Below are 15198 nucleotides of genomic sequence, written 5' to 3'. Positions count from 1 at the left end.
GTACATGGAACAGTGTCATGCCCGCGGTAACGGGCCTGCGATTGTAGCGCAGGCTGTTGCAACTCGTGCCATCATTTTGCGTGGGCTCCTGACAGAAATTGTCAGTGCTTTTTATTATGCTTTCGGCACCGACAGGCCAGCCAGCCTGTATTCATATTGATATCACCACCTGCGACAGGACTTTTCATGACACGTGCCATTACCATTCTGACCGAGAACTTTGCCGATTGGGAAACCGCCCTGATCAATTCCACGGCGCGCCTGTACTACGGCTTCTACACGCAGTTCGCCACGCCGGGTGGCTTGCCCGTCACTTCGTCCGGCGGCATGCTGGTCACGCCGCAACTGGCGCTGGAAGAAATCCATCTCGAGGAACTCGACTTGCTGATGGTGTGCGGCGGCAGCCACTGGCAAAGCGGCAAGGCGCCCGACCTGGGCCCGTTGCTGCGCGCCGCCCGCGACAAGAATGTCGTGCTGGCAGGCATTTGCGACGGCACGCGCGTGCTGGCGCAAGCCGGCGTGCTCGACACCGTGCGCCACACTTCCAATTCCGCCGACAACCTGGCCAGTACCGGCTATGCGGGCGCCGCCCTGTACCAGGACGTGCCGTGGGCCGTGGCCGACCAGCGCATCATCACGGCGCCCGGCACGGCGCCCGTCACCTTCACGCGGGAAGTCTTGCGCGCCCTGGACATCGCCGATGACAACCTGGCCGCCTACCTGGCCATGCACGGGGCCGAGCACGGCAAGACGGCACCTTAGTTGGCGCCCAGCACGCGCAGGCGCTCGGTGGCGTGCGTATTGCCCGGGTCCAGTTCCAGCGAACGGCGGTAATGCGTGATGGCTTGCGCCTTCGCGCCATCCGCCTCGTACGCTTCGGCCAGGCTGTCGTGGCCATTCGCCCCTTGCGGGTACAGTTGCACGCCCAGCTCGAAGACGGCGGCCGCCTGTTTCGGCTGCTGCCGACCCAGCAGGCGGTAGCCCCAGGCATTCAAGTCGCCTTCCGTGGGCGCGGACAAGCCGTGCTGGCGCCGGATGGCCACCAGCTTCTGCTCCAGCCCGTCGAAACCGGCGCTGGCCGCCTGCTGGCGCAACAGGTGCGCGGCATACGCGCCGCCCCGCTGCTGGCGCAGGGCGGGAAGGTAAAAGCCGGCGACGGTATCGATCAGCTGTTCCGGCTGGCCGCCGGCCAGGTTGCTCAGGATAACAACGGCCAGGCCATCGTCCGGATACACATAGAAAGCCGAGCGGGCGCCGCCGATGCCGGCCACGGCCCGGTGCGCATCGCGGCCGATGGTGGGCCAGCCCAGCGCCCACGCCCCCGGCTTGCCATCCTTCAGGCTGGTCGGTTGCCACAGCCGTTTCACGCTGGCGGGCGCCAGCAAGCGGCCCGACTGCAGCGCGATGAGCCAGTTGGCCAGTTCGCCCGCATTGCTGTTGATGCCGGCCCCGGCCCGCATGAACACGGGGAAATCCTCGATCACGTTGCGGTAGCCCTTGCCTCCCCGGTCCAGCACGTAGGAACTGGCCTTGTTGGCGACCACGTCCTTCGCATCGCCAAAGCCGCTGTGCGGCATGCCCGCCACGTCGAATTGCCGGCGCTGGATGAAAGCGGTAAAGGGCTGGCCGCCTTGCAGCTCGATCAATTGCGCCAGCAACACGTAATTGGTCTGGTTATAGCGGTAGCGCTCGCCTGGCTGGGCTTCCACGGGCAGCGCCTGCACGGCAGTCCACGCCGCAGCGGCGTCGTCCGGCTGCGGCCCCACGAGCTTGCCGCTGCGCTGGTCCAGCACGTCGGGCAAGCCCGAGGTATGGTTGAGCAATTGGGTCACCGTCACGGCTTGCCAGGCGGCAGGCAAGCCTGTCAGGTACTGGCCGATGGGTGCCGCCAGGTCGATCTTGCCCTCTTGCACCAGTTGCATCACGGCCACGCCCGCAAACGCTTTCGTTGCCGAATTGATGGAAAACAGGCTGGCATCCGTCACCGGCACCTGGTATTGCAGGCTGGCCAGGCCGAAATTGCGCGACAGCACGACCTTGCCATGCTGAATCACTGCCAGTTGCAAGCCAGGAATCTGGCGCTCCTGCATTTCGCTGCGCACAAAGGCGGCGATATCCTGTTCCGCGCGCAAGGCTTGCGGCTGGCTGGTGGCAGCGGCAGCCGCGGTGACGGGAGCCGCCACGGCAGCGAGCGCCATGACGAGCAGGAAAGACGGGAGGCGTGGGTTCAAGATAAGGCTTTCGACAATTGAAAACGGAACAGCAGCATCCCATACCTATTTATCAACGTCAACGACAATCTTGCCGGTCGGAAAGTTACTCTTCCAGCCACACATCCTCATACCCTTCCCGGTCGAGGATGAACTTGGCGCCGCTGGGCAAGGCCAGGTAATCGACCACCTGCGGCAGCATCTCGTGCAGGTGGTCCGCATGCAGGGGCTGGTAAAAGCCGCTGGCATCGTCGTGCTGGCCGCAGTGGATGAACCAGCTGACGGTGCCGTTCTCCGGCAGCACGATGCGCGTGCCGTAGATGGGCGACTGGGCCAGGCTGCCGATGGCGAGGGCCACCATGGGCTCGGGCGCTTGCGCTGGCATGCCGAATTTGTCGCAGATGCGCTGCTGTGTTTCGCTGATCGGTGCGGTCATGGTGTTCTCAGGATCCGATGTAGTGGTAATGGAGGCGCAGCGCGCCGTCGTGGCCGGACATTTCCAGGTGCAAGGTTGCCTCGCCCGGCTGGCCATCGGCCAGCAGCAGGCATTCCAGGCCCAGCGGCCCGGCATCGGTGGCATACACATCGACGGCCACGCGGCCCCCCTTGCCCGGCACGAAGGCTTGCGCCAGCGGCGCCAGGGACAGCGCCTGGTTTGCCGCAAAATAACTGTCGAGCATCTCGATGATCTCGTCGGCCACGCCGGGCGACAGGCCCCAGTCGCGTTGCAGCGCAACAGGATCGCGCGTGTCGAGCGTCTGCACGAACGCGGCGGCCTGCGCATATGCAAGCTGCCGCAAGCTGTCTGTGATGGCCATGTCCATAGAGCGATTCCTGCCTTATCCATTCAACAGGCGCCATTATAGTGCGTGCCCGCGCGTATGGTCGATCCGTTTTCCATCGATAATCAGGCATATTGCCGCCCATTTAAAATGGGCCGATATTATTTATCGCACTGCAATAATAAAAATGGCCTGCGTGATATTTGGTGAGTATTTCAAAAAGATAATAGCGAATACGATTCAATTCAAGTTGACGCTTATTTATTCCAGCGCTAAGATCGAATGGCCACATACCATGGCATACAACGCAAGCAGTACTTAACCATCACAAGAGGATAGTACAATGCAAAATCAAACCAAATTGTTCGCATTCAAACTGGCAGAGAAACAGGAACAAAAACCGGCGGTGCCCGCCACCGCCTGGAAAGTGCGCGACGGCGTCGCCGTGGCCGGCTGCACCGCGGTGCAAGCTGAGCAATACCGCGACTCTTCGCGCTTCCAGCCGAACGACCGCGGCCAGTATTGCTGATCCCCGGCACGCCATAACCCCTGCCAGGCGTGGGGGTTTTATTCAATCTTCCATATTCAAACTGGCGCCGGCGCCAATTCCGGCGCGGCTTTTCTGCGCGCAATGCATAGCGCCATATGATCGCCTTTCAATTGGCAATTCCATTTTTTAAAATATGTATTTACCGGTAAAAATCGAAACATAACCATTCCTAGAGGATATTCCCATGCATAAAGAAACCAAACTGTTCGCATTCAAACTGGCGGAAAAGAAGGAACAGGAAAAACCGGCCCTTCCCGCGCCCTGGAAGGTGCGCGACGGCGTCGCCGTGGCCGGCTGCACGGCGGTCGACAGCGAGGAGCAATACCGCTATTCGCGCATCGGTTCCAGCGATGGCGGCGAGTTCTGCTGATACATTCCAGCTGAAAGCCTTGCCACGGCAAGGCTTTTTCACCATCCCTTACGCAGGCCCCCTCCATGCACAAAAAGGTCTTGATCATCAGCCATAGCGGCGATCTGCACGCCGACCTGGTCGGATCGCTCCTCGCCGCCCGCGGCCGTGCCCCTTTCCGTATCGACCTCGATGCCTTTCCCCGCGATTACCAGCTGTGCCAGCGCGTGCAGGACGGCCGCGCCAGCGCGCGCCTGCGCCGCCTGCCCGACGGCGACTGGCTCGACTTGCAGGACGTGGGCGCCGTCTGGCTGCGCAAGGCGGCCGACTATGCCTATGCCAGCGCCGACCTGACGCCGCAGGAACGCGCTTACGCCCAGCTGGAAACGGAGCAAGCCGTCTTCAGCGTGCTGTACGGTCTCGATTGCTACTGGCTCAGCCATCCGCTGGCCTTGCGCGGCGCCCAATGGAAAGGCGAACAGCTTGCGCGCGCCGCGCGCATGGGCTTTCGCGTACCCGCCACCGTGATCACCAACGTGCCCGACGACGTGCGCGCTTTCCGTGCAGCCGTCAAGGGACCCATCATTTTCAAGTCCATGTCCACGCCCAGCCTGGCCGCCGAAACAGTCGAAGAGGTTGACAGGGTCAGCGCCGGCATCGGCACCACCATCGTCGACGACGCCATGCTCGACAGCCTGGACGCCGTCGGCGAACTGAGCTGCCAGTTCCAGGAATATATCGCCAAGCAATACGAACTGCGGATCACCGTGATCGGCAAGCAATTGTTTGCCGCGCGCCTGTATTCCCAGGACGATGCGCGCACGGCCATCGATTCGCGCGACATGTCGGCCCCCATCCGCTATGAGGCGTGCACCTTGCCGGCGGAAATACAGCAGCGCTGCCTCGCTTTCGTGCACAGCTATGGCCTCGAATACGGCGCGCTGGACCTGATCGTCACGCCCGAGGGCGAGTATGTTTTCCTGGAAAACAATCCTGTGGGTCAATTCTTGTACGTACAACAACTGGTACCCGCCCTGCCACTGCTGGAAAGCGTGGCCGATACCCTGATCGAAGGAGCAGTATGCCGCAGCCCGACCTGAAGCAGATCCCCGTCCAGCTGCGCGAGCTGGAACAATGGCGCGACAGCCGGGCCATCGTCCTGGCCGCCTCGCACCTGGACATGGAATTGCTGCCCGCCTTGTACGAGCTGTGCCAGGGCATCGGCCCCGTGGCGCGCCTCGACGTCGTGCTCCACGGACGCGGCGGCATCGTCAACGCGGCGCGCCGCATCGCCCTCCTGCTGCGCCAGCATGCGCGCCACCTGAGCTTTATCGTGCCTTTCCACTGCGAATCGGCCGCCACCCTGCTGGCCCTGGGCGCGGATGACATCATCGCGGGCGACCTGGCCCTGTTCTCGCCCATCGACCCGCAGCTCGAAGGCGCGGATGGCGGCGCCTTTTCCAGCCTGGACATCAAGGTCTTCGGCGACATGGCGCAGCAATGGTTCGGCGTGGATGCGGCTGAAGCGCGCCAGCAATCGCTGTCCCTGCTGTGCGGCAGCATCTTTCCCCCTTCCCTGACGGCCTTTTACCGCACCACCTTGGAACTGACGCAGATCGGCGAGGAATTGTTGGCCTGGCAATTGCCCGAGGCCACACCCGAGGCACGGCGCGCCATCGTCGCGCAACTGGTGACGGGTTATCACTCGCACAACTATGCATTGACGCGCGAAGAGCTGGCGCAGCTGGGCTTGCGCATGGCGCGTGATGCGCACGCGGAACGGCTGGGCTGGGCCATTTCCACGCAATTGCAGGCCAGCATAGGCGGCGCCCTGCGCAGCGCACCGGACGAGCCGTGGAACGATGCCCTGCTGGCCACGCGCGACGGCGTGCAGCTGCGGCGCCAGCGTCCGGGCGGCTTTGCGCCCGTGTGGAGCACACAATGCTGACGTCCGTGCTGGCCACATTACTGGCCGACACCGCGCGCTATTGCATCGCCTTGCTCCTGCTGGCGGCCAGCGTGGGCAAGCTGCGCAGCTACGGCGACTTTCGCGGCAACCTGGTCACCTCGTTCGGCGTGCCGCCCGCCGCCGCCAGCCTGGCCGCGCCGGCCCTCGTGATGGCGGAATTGTCGCTCGCCGGCTGGCTGATGGCGGGCGGGACCCATATACCGATGCTGCTGTCGCTCTTGCTGCTGACTACCCTCACGGCCGTCCTGGCCTGGCGCTATTTCACGCACAGCGTGGTGCGCTGCAGCTGCTTCGGCGAAGCGGCGCGGCCCGTGTCGCGGTACGACTTGCTGCGCAACGTGCTGGCGGTGGGCATCAACGGCGCCTACTTTGCGCTCGCGCAAGAAGCGACCTTGCCCGTCGCCACCACGGCATTGGCAGCTGGACTGGCTGCCATCGTCTGCGTGGCCACGATTTCCCTGCACGACATCGCCACCCTGGCAAAGGCCGACTGATGGATGCCACCACCTTGCAATGGGTGCTGGCGGCCCTGGCGTTTGCCGTTGCGGGCAATATCTGGCTAAGCCTGGCCGTGCTGCGCGCCGGCCGCCGCGAACGCCTCGCGCCCTTGGCGCTGGAGCCGGGTCAGCCCCTGCCCACCGTGCAAGCCCGTCCGCTGGCTGGCGGCCCGCGCTTCCAGCCGGGCGCGGCCGGCCAGGCGGCCGTGCTGCTGTTCCTGGCCAGCCGCTGTCCGAAATGCGGGGAAAAGCTGGCCGGCATCGAGCGGCTGCTGCCGCTGGCGCAGGAAGCGGGCCTGGCCCTGTGGCTGCTCAGCGAAGAACCGGCCCGCCGGCTGCGCGCCTTCTTGCCCGGCGACAGCCTGCGCTCGGCCACGGCGCGGCTTGCCCTGCGCGACTACCGGCGCGTGAATCCCCTGATGAGCTCGCCATCTTATGTCTTTGTTAATTACCAGGGACAAGTGGAAGCGGCCGGCCTGATCGGCGACGAAGACTGGCTGGCCCTCGTCGGACAATTGCACGCCGAACCGTCGCAGGAGCGCGCCGCATGAGCCATCTGAATGTCGGCCCCCATCTCGAACGGCTGCGCCTGCTGTATCCCGTGCGCTGGCGCATCGCCGCCGGCTTGCTGTGCATGGCCCTCACCGTGGGCGCGCAGCTGGCGTTTCCGCAAGCCATCGCGTATTTCATCGACAACGTGTGGGAACTGACCCGGCGCGGCGTCACGCCGGGCATGGTGGCCGCCATGCTGGCCTTCAGCCTGCTGTATGCGCTGATCACGACCGCGCGCTTCTATCTGCTGCAGTCGGGCGGCCACATGATCGTCATGGGCGTGCGCCGGCGCCTGTTCGACGTGGTGATCAACCAGCCCATCGCCTTCTTCGACAAGCACCATGGCGGCGAATTGAACAGCCGGCTCACGTCCGACGTGTCGGCCCTGCACGAAAGCCTGACCATCGGCGCGGCCAACGCCTTGCGCTCGCTGTGCGTCTTCGTGGGCGGCATCGCCATGCTGCTGCATCTGTCACCGATGCTGAGCCTGCCGCTGGCCCTGTTCATTCCCGTCAGCCTGTATCTGGGCAAGTTGTCTGGCAGTAACTACCGGCTGCGCGCGCGGGCCATTTCCGCCAGCCTGGCCGCCAGCGGCAAGGTGGCGCAGGAATACTTTGCCCATGCGCGCCTGGTGCAGGCATTCAACCAGCAAGGCGGCGCCATGGCCCGCTACGCGCAAGCCATGCGGCAATTGCTGGACGTGTCCCTGGCCGGCACGCGGCTGCTGGCCGTGTTCCAGGGCGCGCAAGGCTTGCTGGCCTTCGTGGCCCTGCTGACCACCCTGTGCTTCGGCGCCCACCTGATCGGCCAGGGCCGCTTGAGCGTGGGCGAACTGACGGCCTTTGTCATCTATGCCAGCATGGTGACGGACACGGCCGGCTCCATCAGCGAGTTCTGGAACACGTGGATGCGCACCATGGGTTCGACCGACCGCATCTTCGACATCCTTCGCAGCCACCGCGCCGTGCCCGAGGCGCCCCCGCAGCCGCCGCTGGCCGGCCATATCGCGCTGCGCGACGTGCGTTTTTCGTATCCCGAGCGCGCGCAAGTCATGGCCCTCGACGGCGTCAGCCTGTCCATCCGCGCGGGCGAAAAGATCGCCCTGGTGGGCGCCTCGGGCGCGGGCAAATCCACCATCGCCAGCCTGGTGCTCGGCCATTACCGGCTTGACGGGGGCAGCCTGCAATTCGACGGCATCGATGCGCACGTGCTGGGCGTGACGCAGCTGCGCCGCCAGATGGCCGTGGTGGAGCAGGAACCGGCCCTGTTCTCCGGCAGCATCGCCGACAATATCGGCTTTGCCGTGCCGGACCGCCAGGTGACGCGCGACGAGATGCTGGCGGCGGCGCGCCTGTCGCACGCCCACGATTTCATCACGGCCTTTCCGGACGGCTACGAAACCCTGGTGGGCGAACGGGGCGTGCAATTGTCCGGCGGACAGAAGCAGCGCATCGCGATCGCCCGCGCCATCCTGCGCGCGCCGAAAATCCTCATCCTCGACGAAGCCACCAGCGCGCTCGACGCCGCCAGCGAACAGCAGGTGCAGCTCGCCCTCGATACCCTGATGCAAGGGCGCACCACCATCATCATCGCCCACCGCTTTTCCACCATCGTCAAAGCGGACCGCATCATCGTCATGGACAAGGGCCGGATTTGCCAGCAAGGCACGCACGCCGAGCTGCTGCGCGCGGGCGGCCAGTATGCGCGGCTGATGCAGCAGCAGTTGTCGCAATTCCAGCAGTTGCATGACAGCACGGCAACACTGTAAAGTAAGACACGATGAAAAAAACCTGTCATGGCAGTTGCCACTGCGGCGCCGTGCGCTTCGCGGCCGAGATCGACCTGGCGGCGCCCAGCCTGCGCTGCAACTGTTCCTATTGCCTGAAAATCCGCTGCTGGGCCAGCCAAGTGCCGCCCACGGCCTTCCGCCTGCTGGCCGGCGAGGCGGACTTGAGCGAATACCGCTTCGGCGCCGGCCGCGAACGCCACTACTTTTGCCGCCACTGCGGCGTGCGCCTGTTCGGCCGTGGCGATTCCGCCCGCAGCGGTGCGTTTGTCGGTATCGGCGTCAACTGCCTCGACGATGCCTCGGCGGCCGAACTGGCCCGGGTGCCCGTCACCTTTGTCGATGGCTTGCATGACGAGTGGAATGTGCCGCCGCAGGAAACACGGCATCTGTAGGGCGTAGGCATCGCTGGGAAGGGGAATGCAGGAGCGCAGCGCCGCGGCCGGCCAGATAAGCATGCACACCCCGTTGTCTGGATCGGCATTCTGGGCGATAATTACGCCCATGAACGATACCACCACCTTACCCCCATTGCCCGATCGCCTGTCGATCGACCCCAGCAGCCCTTACCACGTTGCAGCCGTGTTCGAGAACGACGTCGGCATCCGCTTCAACGACAAGGAACGTCTTGACGTAGAAGAATATTGCATCAGCGAACGCTGGATCAAGGTCGCTTCCACCAAGTCGCTGGATCGCCGCGGCCGTCCGCTGCAGATCAAGCTGAAGGGCAAAGTCGAAGCGTTTTACCGCTAAGCAACGCATTCAGCTGTCATCGAGGCCGATTTTCATCGGCCTTTTTTGCGTCCGCCGCTTGTTGTTCAGGCATCGCAGGCGACCAGCCCGGCCGCGGCCGCCATGGGCAGCCACAGCATGGCGTCGGCCAGTACCTCGTCCTGGGCCCTGCCGCTGGACTGCGCCGCCTGCCGCGCGCACTGCGCCAGCGGCGCGCCGCCAGCCAGCGCCTGCAGCCAGTAAAATTGCCAGGGCTGCAACTCTTGCATGGCAAGCCGGTAATGCATGCGCGTAATGGCGACAAAGGCGGGACGTGCCTCCGGCTGGGCCGGCACGGCGTCGCCGGGTGCGGCCTGCGCCCGCTGCCAGTAGTCGCACAGGGGAAACGACAGGGCCAGCAGCCGCGTGCACGGCGCCAGGCGCCAGGCAGGTGTATTTCCTAATAGCAAGTCCAATCCGGAAGGCAGTATGGGCGGCGCCAGCTTTTCCAGGCCCGGCGCCCTGCCCGCCTCGCTGCGCGCCCGTTCCAGCTGCGCCAGTTCCACGGGAAAGCGCAAGGCTGCCCCTTGCGCGCCGGCGGCACGCTGGCTGGCGGCGAGGAAATCGGCAAAACCGCCGCCCAGGTCGTACAAGGTCGCAGAAGCGGACGGGTGGCGCCAGACATAGGCGCGGGCAAAGAAGGCGAACAGCTCGTCGCCCATGACCTTGCGCAAGACGGGATAGTCGGCTTGCAGGCATTCGAGCAGGCGCAGCACATAGCCGTCCGCATGGATGTGCAGCGGCGCCGGCCCGCCCCTGGCCCGTTTCAATACTTGCTCCTGCGTCAAGCCATGGCGCTCGCTGGCCAGCTGGATGCCGCGCTCCGCGCCGCCCGGCGCCGTCATCGCCGTCAGGAACCACGCCTGCAATTGCGCCAGCGGTGCGCGGGCGTCGCCAGCCCCCTCCTCGTCCCCGGACGCGCTATGGCGCATGGGCTGCCTCCAGGTGAAAGCCCAGCGGCGCGGACACGGCGGCGGCAGCCGTGGCGGGCGCCGCATCGGCGAATTCTCCCCGTTCGGCCGCGCGCGCCTTGTCGAGTTCGGCCAGCAGCTGAGGATACGGGGGAATGCCGGCATCCCATTCCAGCAGGGCCGACACGCCGCCCGTCAGCCGCTGCGCCAGCGCGTACAGGCGCCAGACGGCGGCCGGCACGGGCGCGTCGTGGGTGTCGATCAGCACGGCGCCGCACACGGTAGGGCCGGCCAGGTGGATCTGCACGATGTGCGCGTGCGGCAACTGGCGGATGTAGGCGGCCGCGTCATAGCCGTGGTTATGCGCGCTGACGTGGACATTGTTAACGTCAAGCAAGAGCCCGCAACCCGTGTCCTCGGCCAGGCGGCCCAGGAATTCCCATTCCGGCATGCTGGACTGGGCAAACTCCACGTAGGTGCTGGGGTTTTCCAGGACCAGGGGACGGCCCAGGAATTCCTGCACTTGCCGCACGCGTCCCGCCACGTGGCGCAGGCTGGCCTCGTCCAGCGGCAGCGGCAGCAAGTCGTGGCTGTTGAGCGAGGCGGCACCCGTCCAGCACAGGTGGTCGGAAATCCACGCGGGCCGGAGCTCGCCGGCCAGCTGGCGCAGCTTGCGCAGGTAGCCGAGATTGAGCGGATCGCCGCTGCCGATCGACAGCGACACGCCATGCATGACGATGGGCACCTGCGCCGCCACGTGCTCCAGCACATGACGCGCATAGCCGTGGTTGTCGATGAAGTTCTCACTGATGATCTCGAACCAGTCCACCTGCGGCCCGTGGCGCAGGATGTGTTCATAGTGCGGCGGGCGCAGCCCCACGCCCAGGCCCAGGTTCGGCAAGCCCAGGCGTGGCGGCACCCCGTGCATGGCCCGCATCAGGTCGACGGCGGCAAGGCCAGGCGCAGGTCGGTGGGCGGCGGCGGCGCTCCCACCGGCGTGCCGCGCGCCGCCATCACCTTGCCATAGGCTTCCCAGGCCTTGTCGTAGACATTGTCGCCCAGCGCAAAGCTCATGGTCTGGCCCAGCGGAATGCTGCGGTGGTCGGGCGCGGGACCGAAATCGTACAGGGTCATGGTGGCGGGCTCGGGCGGTTCCTTGCCCGAGGTGTTCGGATACAGTTGCGAGGCCGAAATCGGCACGGCGCAGCCGCCGAAGCCGCCGCATTTGTTGTCGCTGGGCGCGCTGTAGACCTTGTCGGGCTGCGGCGGAGGCGGCGGCACGTAGCACGGCGTGCCCGGCGACGCGGCCAGCTTGACCGAATGGCCGCAGGACGAGCCGCCCGTATCGGCCTGGGCAAAGCCGCAGCCGCCCTGGGCGTGGCAGCCGTTGGAGCCGCGGCAGGTGTGGTAGACGGCCAGCGCGGCGCAGGTGGACGACGCTTCGCCCTCCAGGTGCATGCCCTGGCAGGCGTGGTACAGCACGCTTTTCTCGGCCAGCGGCACACCCGTTGCCAGGTTCGGCGCCTGGCCCAGCACCGCCCAGCAGATGGCCATGCGGTCGCCCGCGCCCACCATCGACGGATACGGGAAGTCCAGGTCCTGGTTCAGCCAGTACTTGTCCAGCACGGAAGTGATGCCATAGATGGCGCCCGTGGCGACCGTGCTCAGCATCCCCAAGGTGCCGCTGCTATCCTTCAGGCGGTTCAGGGCGCCCGCCACGGCCGCCGGCGCCGGGATATTCCTGGGCGCGGTGGCCGGGTTGTAGCGCTCGTTGGTCAGCATGGCCTCGCTCCAGCGGCCCCCTTCCTGGTGCCAGCCGGCCCAGGTTTTTACGGGCAGCATGGCCTTCACCTGGCCGAAACGCTCGTAGTGGTCGAACGGGGCGCTGTCGTGGCGCGCCTGCGCGTCGCGCGATTCGGCATCCTTGCCATTGTTCGCGTAGGACGGATAATCGCACTTCAGGGCGGCCAGGTCTTCGCGGTAGTCGGGCTGCACGGCCATCAGGCGCTGCGCCGCGTCGCGGCGGTAGCGCTGGATGGCCGTTGCGCTGCCTTCGCCCTGGTCCGTGATGGCCGCCATCATGTCGATGGCCTTGTTGAACGAGCCCGTCTGGCCGCCATCCTGGTCTTGCGGGCCGAAACAGGTGTCGAACTTGGGAAATTCCGCCCGCGCATGGCCCTGCACCTGGCTGTTGAACATGTCTTGCTGCACCGAACCGTTGACGAACAGCTTTTGCCACAGGGTCTGGCCATCCGCATATTCGATGCCGATGTAGCGCGCATAGCATTCGTACATGTAGCCGATGGTGCCGAACAGGGGCAGATCATGCACGTGCTTGCCCGGCGTCCAGCCCACGAACGGCACCTCGGGGAAATATTTGGTGTGGTTGTGCTTGTCGAACTCGGCCAGCTGGGCGCGGGCCTGCTCCTCCGGCTGCTCGATGGCGAGGAACAGGTCGCACTGGTTGGCGTTCAGCTCTTCCAGGTTGACGCGCACGTGGCGGTAGCCGGATGTGTCCTGCAAGTCGACGATGTGCGGGATCACCGTGCAGCTCTTGCCATAGCAAGTCCAGCCGTGGTCCTGCGATTGCAGCTCCGAACCCGTGAAGCATGGCGCCGTGCCGATGGCCGTGGCCAGGTTGGCCGCCATCTGCAGGTGCAGCATTTCCTGGATGAAAACGCTGAAGATGATATTGAAGGCCTTTTGCTCCGCCAGTTCGGGCCGGGCCGTGGTGCCCATGCCCGGCCACTGGCGGCCTTCGTAATACGTGATGCCTTTCGAGTTGATCTGGTGCGTGCCCTGGATCGAATACATGGTGGCCATGTACAGGGGAATGGTGAACAGTTCGACGCTGACGGCCGCCTGGGCGATGGCGCGCACGGCGGCCTTGTCGGTGTCCAGCATGTCGAGCGGACGCCTGGTGATGGCGGGCTGGGTGCTTCCTAAAACGGGCATTTTCATTCTGTATCTCCACAGGAAGGATGCGTTTCGGATATCGGGCCGCGCCGCGCCATCTGCGTGCGCCGATCACGGCACAGAAATCATACGCCTGAGAAAGATACTTTTGCGGCAAGATTTATGCGCCGATCCAGACATTGACCTGCGTCAATATCGCCGCCCTTACGCCGTGAAAATAGGCGTTTCAGGCGGTCATTCGATGACAATTGAATAGAATCGGCAAAACGCGCGCGTGTATAAGCGCCGCGCCGGTAAACGCCGGCGCGTGGCTTGCATGGTGATAGTCAGGCGCCGGGCGGCGGCTGGAAGGCGCAAAAGCCGGGCCACTGATCGCGGCTGTCGCATACTTTCAGGCAGCCTTTGTCATCCTTGAACGTGGCGACCACCTTGATGTGGAAACCGTATTTTGGCGTGGTGGCCAGGAAGGCGGACGGGCAGCTTTGCTCGTTGCTGAAACGGAAAGTGATTTCTTCGCGGCGGCCCTTGCGCTCAAAGCCCAGCATGAAGGTTTCATTGCTGTTCCACTGCGCCTTGCCCGGCACGCGGAAGCGGTAGCGCGGGCTGCCCTGCTGCTGGCCGTCGAGTTTCTGGCCGAAGACGCGGCTGCTGGCCGTGGCCGTTTCGACCTTGGCGATCGGATAGGGCACGGCAAACATGTAGGTGCCGGCAAAACCCTGGTCGAAGCCGAGGCCCTTCTGGTAAAACGGTACGACGATATGCGGCGCGCCCGTGTATTCCACGGTATTGCGGGCCGTTACGCGCGACGTCAGCTTGTCATCGGGCGCTTGCCCGAAGACCACGTCCAGTTCCAGCAAGGCTTGTTGCTTGTCGATGTCTTGCGCCAGATAATCCTGGGCGAATATTTCCCCGTGCACGCAGCCGGCCAGCAAGGTGGCGGCGAAGCAGCCGGCGATCAGTCCAGGTATGCTCATGGCTGTTCCCCCTCGGGCGGCGCGGAAATGAGGCCCAGCCCCGTCACCTGCAAGCCGTTCTTGCCCTGTTTCCATTGAAATTGCTGGCCGAACCAGGCCAGTTCCAGCTCGCGCTGGATGCGGTTCGAATCCGTGCGGCCCTGGCGCGCCTTGATGGCGGCGCCCGCCTGTTCAGCAGCGGCCTGCGACAAGGGCTTCAGCCACCGTTGATAGGTGTCGGGCGGCAAGGCCAGGACGCCGGCCACGCCGTCGTCGCGCGTGGCGACGACGACCTGCAAGCTGGTCGCCCTGCGGGCCAGATAGGCGCCGCGCCGGCTGTCGGGCGAGACGGAGACCAGCATGGCGGGCGCGTAATCGCCGGTGACGATGCCCGGCATGTCAAACCACAGCAGTTCGCCCGAGTCCGTGTCGAGCGCGCGGCCGTCGCGGGCAAACAGCAGTATTTCGCTGCGGCCCGGCTGCGGCACGCCCCATTCGGGGTCGCGCTCCGTGCGCACCATGTCGTCGCGCCGCAAAGGACTGACGGGGCGCATCAGCGGTTCGCCGTTCTGCACGCCGATCAGGATGGTGCCCTGGCCCGTATAGCCCTTGGTAAACGCCAGCAGCATGGGCTGGCCTTCGCGCCTGGCCTTGAGGGGCCGCACTTCCACCACTTCGCGCGCGCCGCCGGGCCAATAGCCGTGCTTGCGGAAAGACAAGTTGACGAGCGGGTCGTGGCGGTCGCGCGTGACGACAAAGTCGCCGTATTGCTGCATCACCGGCACGTATGGCGTTTGCGCCTGCGCGGCGGGCAAGACGGCGGCCAGCAAGCTGGCGGCGGCCGCCAGGCGGCATAAAGGAAGGAACGGCATGGCATCCTGCAAGGGTCGCACGGGGCGAAAGAGCAGCATCATAGACGATTCTTCGCTAGCAACACTGTCCGATAGGAAAC

At 65.1% G+C, this 15198-nt stretch carries 18 protein-coding genes; 10 read left to right on the top strand and 8 right to left on the bottom strand.

Annotated features, from left to right (window positions below; translation table 11 throughout):
• Positions 1-186 precede the first annotated feature (186 nt).
• A complete protein-coding gene (locus OX460_RS04985; RefSeq protein WP_289897878.1) occupies positions 187-762 on the top strand; it encodes a type 1 glutamine amidotransferase family protein in 576 nt (191 codons plus the stop codon).
• Here the strand turns inward: OX460_RS04985 and OX460_RS04980 are convergent.
• The 3 genes from OX460_RS04980 to OX460_RS04970 form a co-directional block, all read right to left on the bottom strand.
• Positions 759-2231 carry a serine hydrolase gene (locus OX460_RS04980; protein ID WP_289897877.1) on the bottom strand — a complete coding sequence of 491 codons (1473 nt, stop codon included), beginning with the start codon at positions 2229-2231 and terminating at the stop codon, positions 759-761. The two genes, OX460_RS04985 and OX460_RS04980, sit on opposite strands and share 4 nt — an antisense overlap.
• Positions 2232-2316: 85 nt before the next feature.
• Positions 2317-2646 carry a hypothetical protein gene (locus tag OX460_RS04975; protein WP_289897876.1) on the bottom strand — a complete coding sequence of 110 codons (330 nt, stop codon included), beginning with the start codon at positions 2644-2646 and terminating at the stop codon, positions 2317-2319.
• A gap of 7 nt (positions 2647-2653) precedes the next feature.
• Positions 2654-3028 (bottom strand): hypothetical protein, encoded by a 375-nt coding sequence (locus OX460_RS04970; protein WP_251348682.1) that lies wholly within the window; start codon positions 3026-3028, stop codon positions 2654-2656.
• Between the two features lie 307 nt (positions 3029-3335).
• On the opposite strand from OX460_RS04970, the gene OX460_RS04965 reads away from it, so the two are divergent.
• From OX460_RS04965 to OX460_RS04925, 9 genes are all read left to right on the top strand, one after another.
• Complete coding sequence (locus tag OX460_RS04965; protein ID WP_251348681.1) at positions 3336-3521, top strand: hypothetical protein; 186 nt, start codon at positions 3336-3338, stop codon at positions 3519-3521.
• A gap of 205 nt (positions 3522-3726) precedes the next feature.
• Positions 3727-3912 (top strand): hypothetical protein, encoded by a 186-nt coding sequence (locus OX460_RS04960; protein WP_099376727.1) that lies wholly within the window; start codon positions 3727-3729, stop codon positions 3910-3912.
• A 65-nt stretch (positions 3913-3977) separates the two neighbouring features.
• Entirely contained in the window at positions 3978-4991 is a 1014-nt protein-coding gene (locus OX460_RS04955) for an MvdC/MvdD family ATP grasp protein (protein WP_251348680.1), read from the top strand.
• The gene (locus OX460_RS04950) at positions 4973-5839 is read left to right on the top strand and encodes a hypothetical protein (RefSeq protein WP_289897875.1); all 867 of its coding nucleotides are present in this window, start codon (positions 4973-4975) and stop codon (positions 5837-5839) included. The genes OX460_RS04955 and OX460_RS04950 overlap by 19 nt, the downstream gene beginning before the upstream one ends.
• Positions 5833-6354, top strand: a complete 522-nt coding sequence (locus OX460_RS04945; RefSeq protein ID WP_251348678.1) for a MauE/DoxX family redox-associated membrane protein — start codon at positions 5833-5835, stop codon at positions 6352-6354. Before OX460_RS04950 ends, OX460_RS04945 begins: the two co-directional genes overlap by 7 nt.
• Entirely contained in the window at positions 6354-6908 is a 555-nt protein-coding gene (locus OX460_RS04940) for a hypothetical protein (RefSeq protein WP_289897874.1), read from the top strand. The genes OX460_RS04945 and OX460_RS04940 overlap by 1 nt, the downstream gene beginning before the upstream one ends.
• Positions 6905-8677, top strand: coding sequence for an ABC transporter transmembrane domain-containing protein (locus OX460_RS04935; RefSeq protein ID WP_289897873.1), 1773 nt, complete (start codon positions 6905-6907; stop codon positions 8675-8677). Before OX460_RS04940 ends, OX460_RS04935 begins: the two co-directional genes overlap by 4 nt.
• 11 nt (positions 8678-8688) lie before the next feature.
• Complete coding sequence (locus OX460_RS04930) at positions 8689-9090, top strand: GFA family protein (protein ID WP_251348675.1); 402 nt, start codon at positions 8689-8691, stop codon at positions 9088-9090.
• Between the two features lie 109 nt (positions 9091-9199).
• Positions 9200-9448, top strand: a complete 249-nt coding sequence (locus OX460_RS04925) for a DUF3297 family protein (RefSeq protein ID WP_010398340.1) — start codon at positions 9200-9202, stop codon at positions 9446-9448.
• A 65-nt stretch (positions 9449-9513) separates the two neighbouring features.
• On the opposite strand, the gene OX460_RS04920 is transcribed toward OX460_RS04925, so the two are convergent.
• The 5 genes from OX460_RS04920 to OX460_RS04900 form a co-directional block, all read right to left on the bottom strand.
• Positions 9514-10398, bottom strand: a complete 885-nt coding sequence (locus OX460_RS04920) for a DNA-binding domain-containing protein (protein WP_251348674.1) — start codon at positions 10396-10398, stop codon at positions 9514-9516.
• Complete coding sequence (locus OX460_RS04915; protein ID WP_289897872.1) at positions 10388-11305, bottom strand: DUF692 domain-containing protein; 918 nt, start codon at positions 11303-11305, stop codon at positions 10388-10390. Before OX460_RS04915 ends, OX460_RS04920 begins: the two co-directional genes overlap by 11 nt.
• 8 nt (positions 11306-11313) lie before the next feature.
• The gene (locus tag OX460_RS04910; RefSeq protein WP_289897871.1) at positions 11314-13338 is read right to left on the bottom strand and encodes a ferritin-like domain-containing protein; all 2025 of its coding nucleotides are present in this window, start codon (positions 13336-13338) and stop codon (positions 11314-11316) included.
• A gap of 281 nt (positions 13339-13619) precedes the next feature.
• Positions 13620-14267 carry a hypothetical protein gene (locus OX460_RS04905; RefSeq protein WP_289897870.1) on the bottom strand — a complete coding sequence of 216 codons (648 nt, stop codon included), beginning with the start codon at positions 14265-14267 and terminating at the stop codon, positions 13620-13622.
• On the bottom strand, positions 14264-15160 hold the full coding sequence (locus OX460_RS04900) for a hypothetical protein (protein ID WP_289897869.1): 897 nt from the start codon (positions 15158-15160) through the stop codon (positions 14264-14266). The genes OX460_RS04905 and OX460_RS04900 overlap by 4 nt, the downstream gene beginning before the upstream one ends.
• Positions 15161-15198 lie beyond the last annotated feature (38 nt).

The organism is Janthinobacterium sp. SUN033 (genome assembly GCF_030397595.1).
Taxonomy (GTDB): Bacteria; Pseudomonadota; Gammaproteobacteria; order Burkholderiales; family Burkholderiaceae_D; genus Janthinobacterium; species Janthinobacterium kumbetense.
The sequence above is the reverse complement of the archived record's forward strand: the minus strand, read 5'-3'. Positions and strand labels throughout refer to the sequence as shown.

Coding starts and splice junctions, on each gene's coding strand:
- OX460_RS04985 (WP_289897878.1), top strand. CDS start 187: ATGACACGTGCCATTACCATTCTGACCGAGAACTTTGCCGATTGGGAA.
- OX460_RS04975 (WP_289897876.1), bottom strand. CDS start 2,646: ATGACCGCACCGATCAGCGAAACACAGCAGCGCATCTGCGACAAATTC.
- OX460_RS04970 (WP_251348682.1), bottom strand. CDS start 3,028: ATGGCCATCACAGACAGCTTGCGGCAGCTTGCATATGCGCAGGCCGCC.
- OX460_RS04965 (WP_251348681.1), top strand. CDS start 3,336: ATGCAAAATCAAACCAAATTGTTCGCATTCAAACTGGCAGAGAAACAG.
- OX460_RS04960 (WP_099376727.1), top strand. CDS start 3,727: ATGCATAAAGAAACCAAACTGTTCGCATTCAAACTGGCGGAAAAGAAG.
- OX460_RS04955 (WP_251348680.1), top strand. CDS start 3,978: ATGCACAAAAAGGTCTTGATCATCAGCCATAGCGGCGATCTGCACGCC.
- OX460_RS04950 (WP_289897875.1), top strand. CDS start 4,973: ATGCCGCAGCCCGACCTGAAGCAGATCCCCGTCCAGCTGCGCGAGCTG.
- OX460_RS04945 (WP_251348678.1), top strand. CDS start 5,833: ATGCTGACGTCCGTGCTGGCCACATTACTGGCCGACACCGCGCGCTAT.
- OX460_RS04940 (WP_289897874.1), top strand. CDS start 6,354: ATGGATGCCACCACCTTGCAATGGGTGCTGGCGGCCCTGGCGTTTGCC.
- OX460_RS04935 (WP_289897873.1), top strand. CDS start 6,905: ATGAGCCATCTGAATGTCGGCCCCCATCTCGAACGGCTGCGCCTGCTG.
- OX460_RS04930 (WP_251348675.1), top strand. CDS start 8,689: ATGAAAAAAACCTGTCATGGCAGTTGCCACTGCGGCGCCGTGCGCTTC.
- OX460_RS04925 (WP_010398340.1), top strand. CDS start 9,200: ATGAACGATACCACCACCTTACCCCCATTGCCCGATCGCCTGTCGATC.
- OX460_RS04920 (WP_251348674.1), bottom strand. CDS start 10,398: ATGCGCCATAGCGCGTCCGGGGACGAGGAGGGGGCTGGCGACGCCCGC.
- OX460_RS04915 (WP_289897872.1), bottom strand. CDS start 11,305: ATGCACGGGGTGCCGCCACGCCTGGGCTTGCCGAACCTGGGCCTGGGC.
- OX460_RS04910 (WP_289897871.1), bottom strand. CDS start 13,338: ATGAAAATGCCCGTTTTAGGAAGCACCCAGCCCGCCATCACCAGGCGT.
- OX460_RS04905 (WP_289897870.1), bottom strand. CDS start 14,267: ATGAGCATACCTGGACTGATCGCCGGCTGCTTCGCCGCCACCTTGCTG.
- OX460_RS04900 (WP_289897869.1), bottom strand. CDS start 15,160: ATGATGCTGCTCTTTCGCCCCGTGCGACCCTTGCAGGATGCCATGCCG.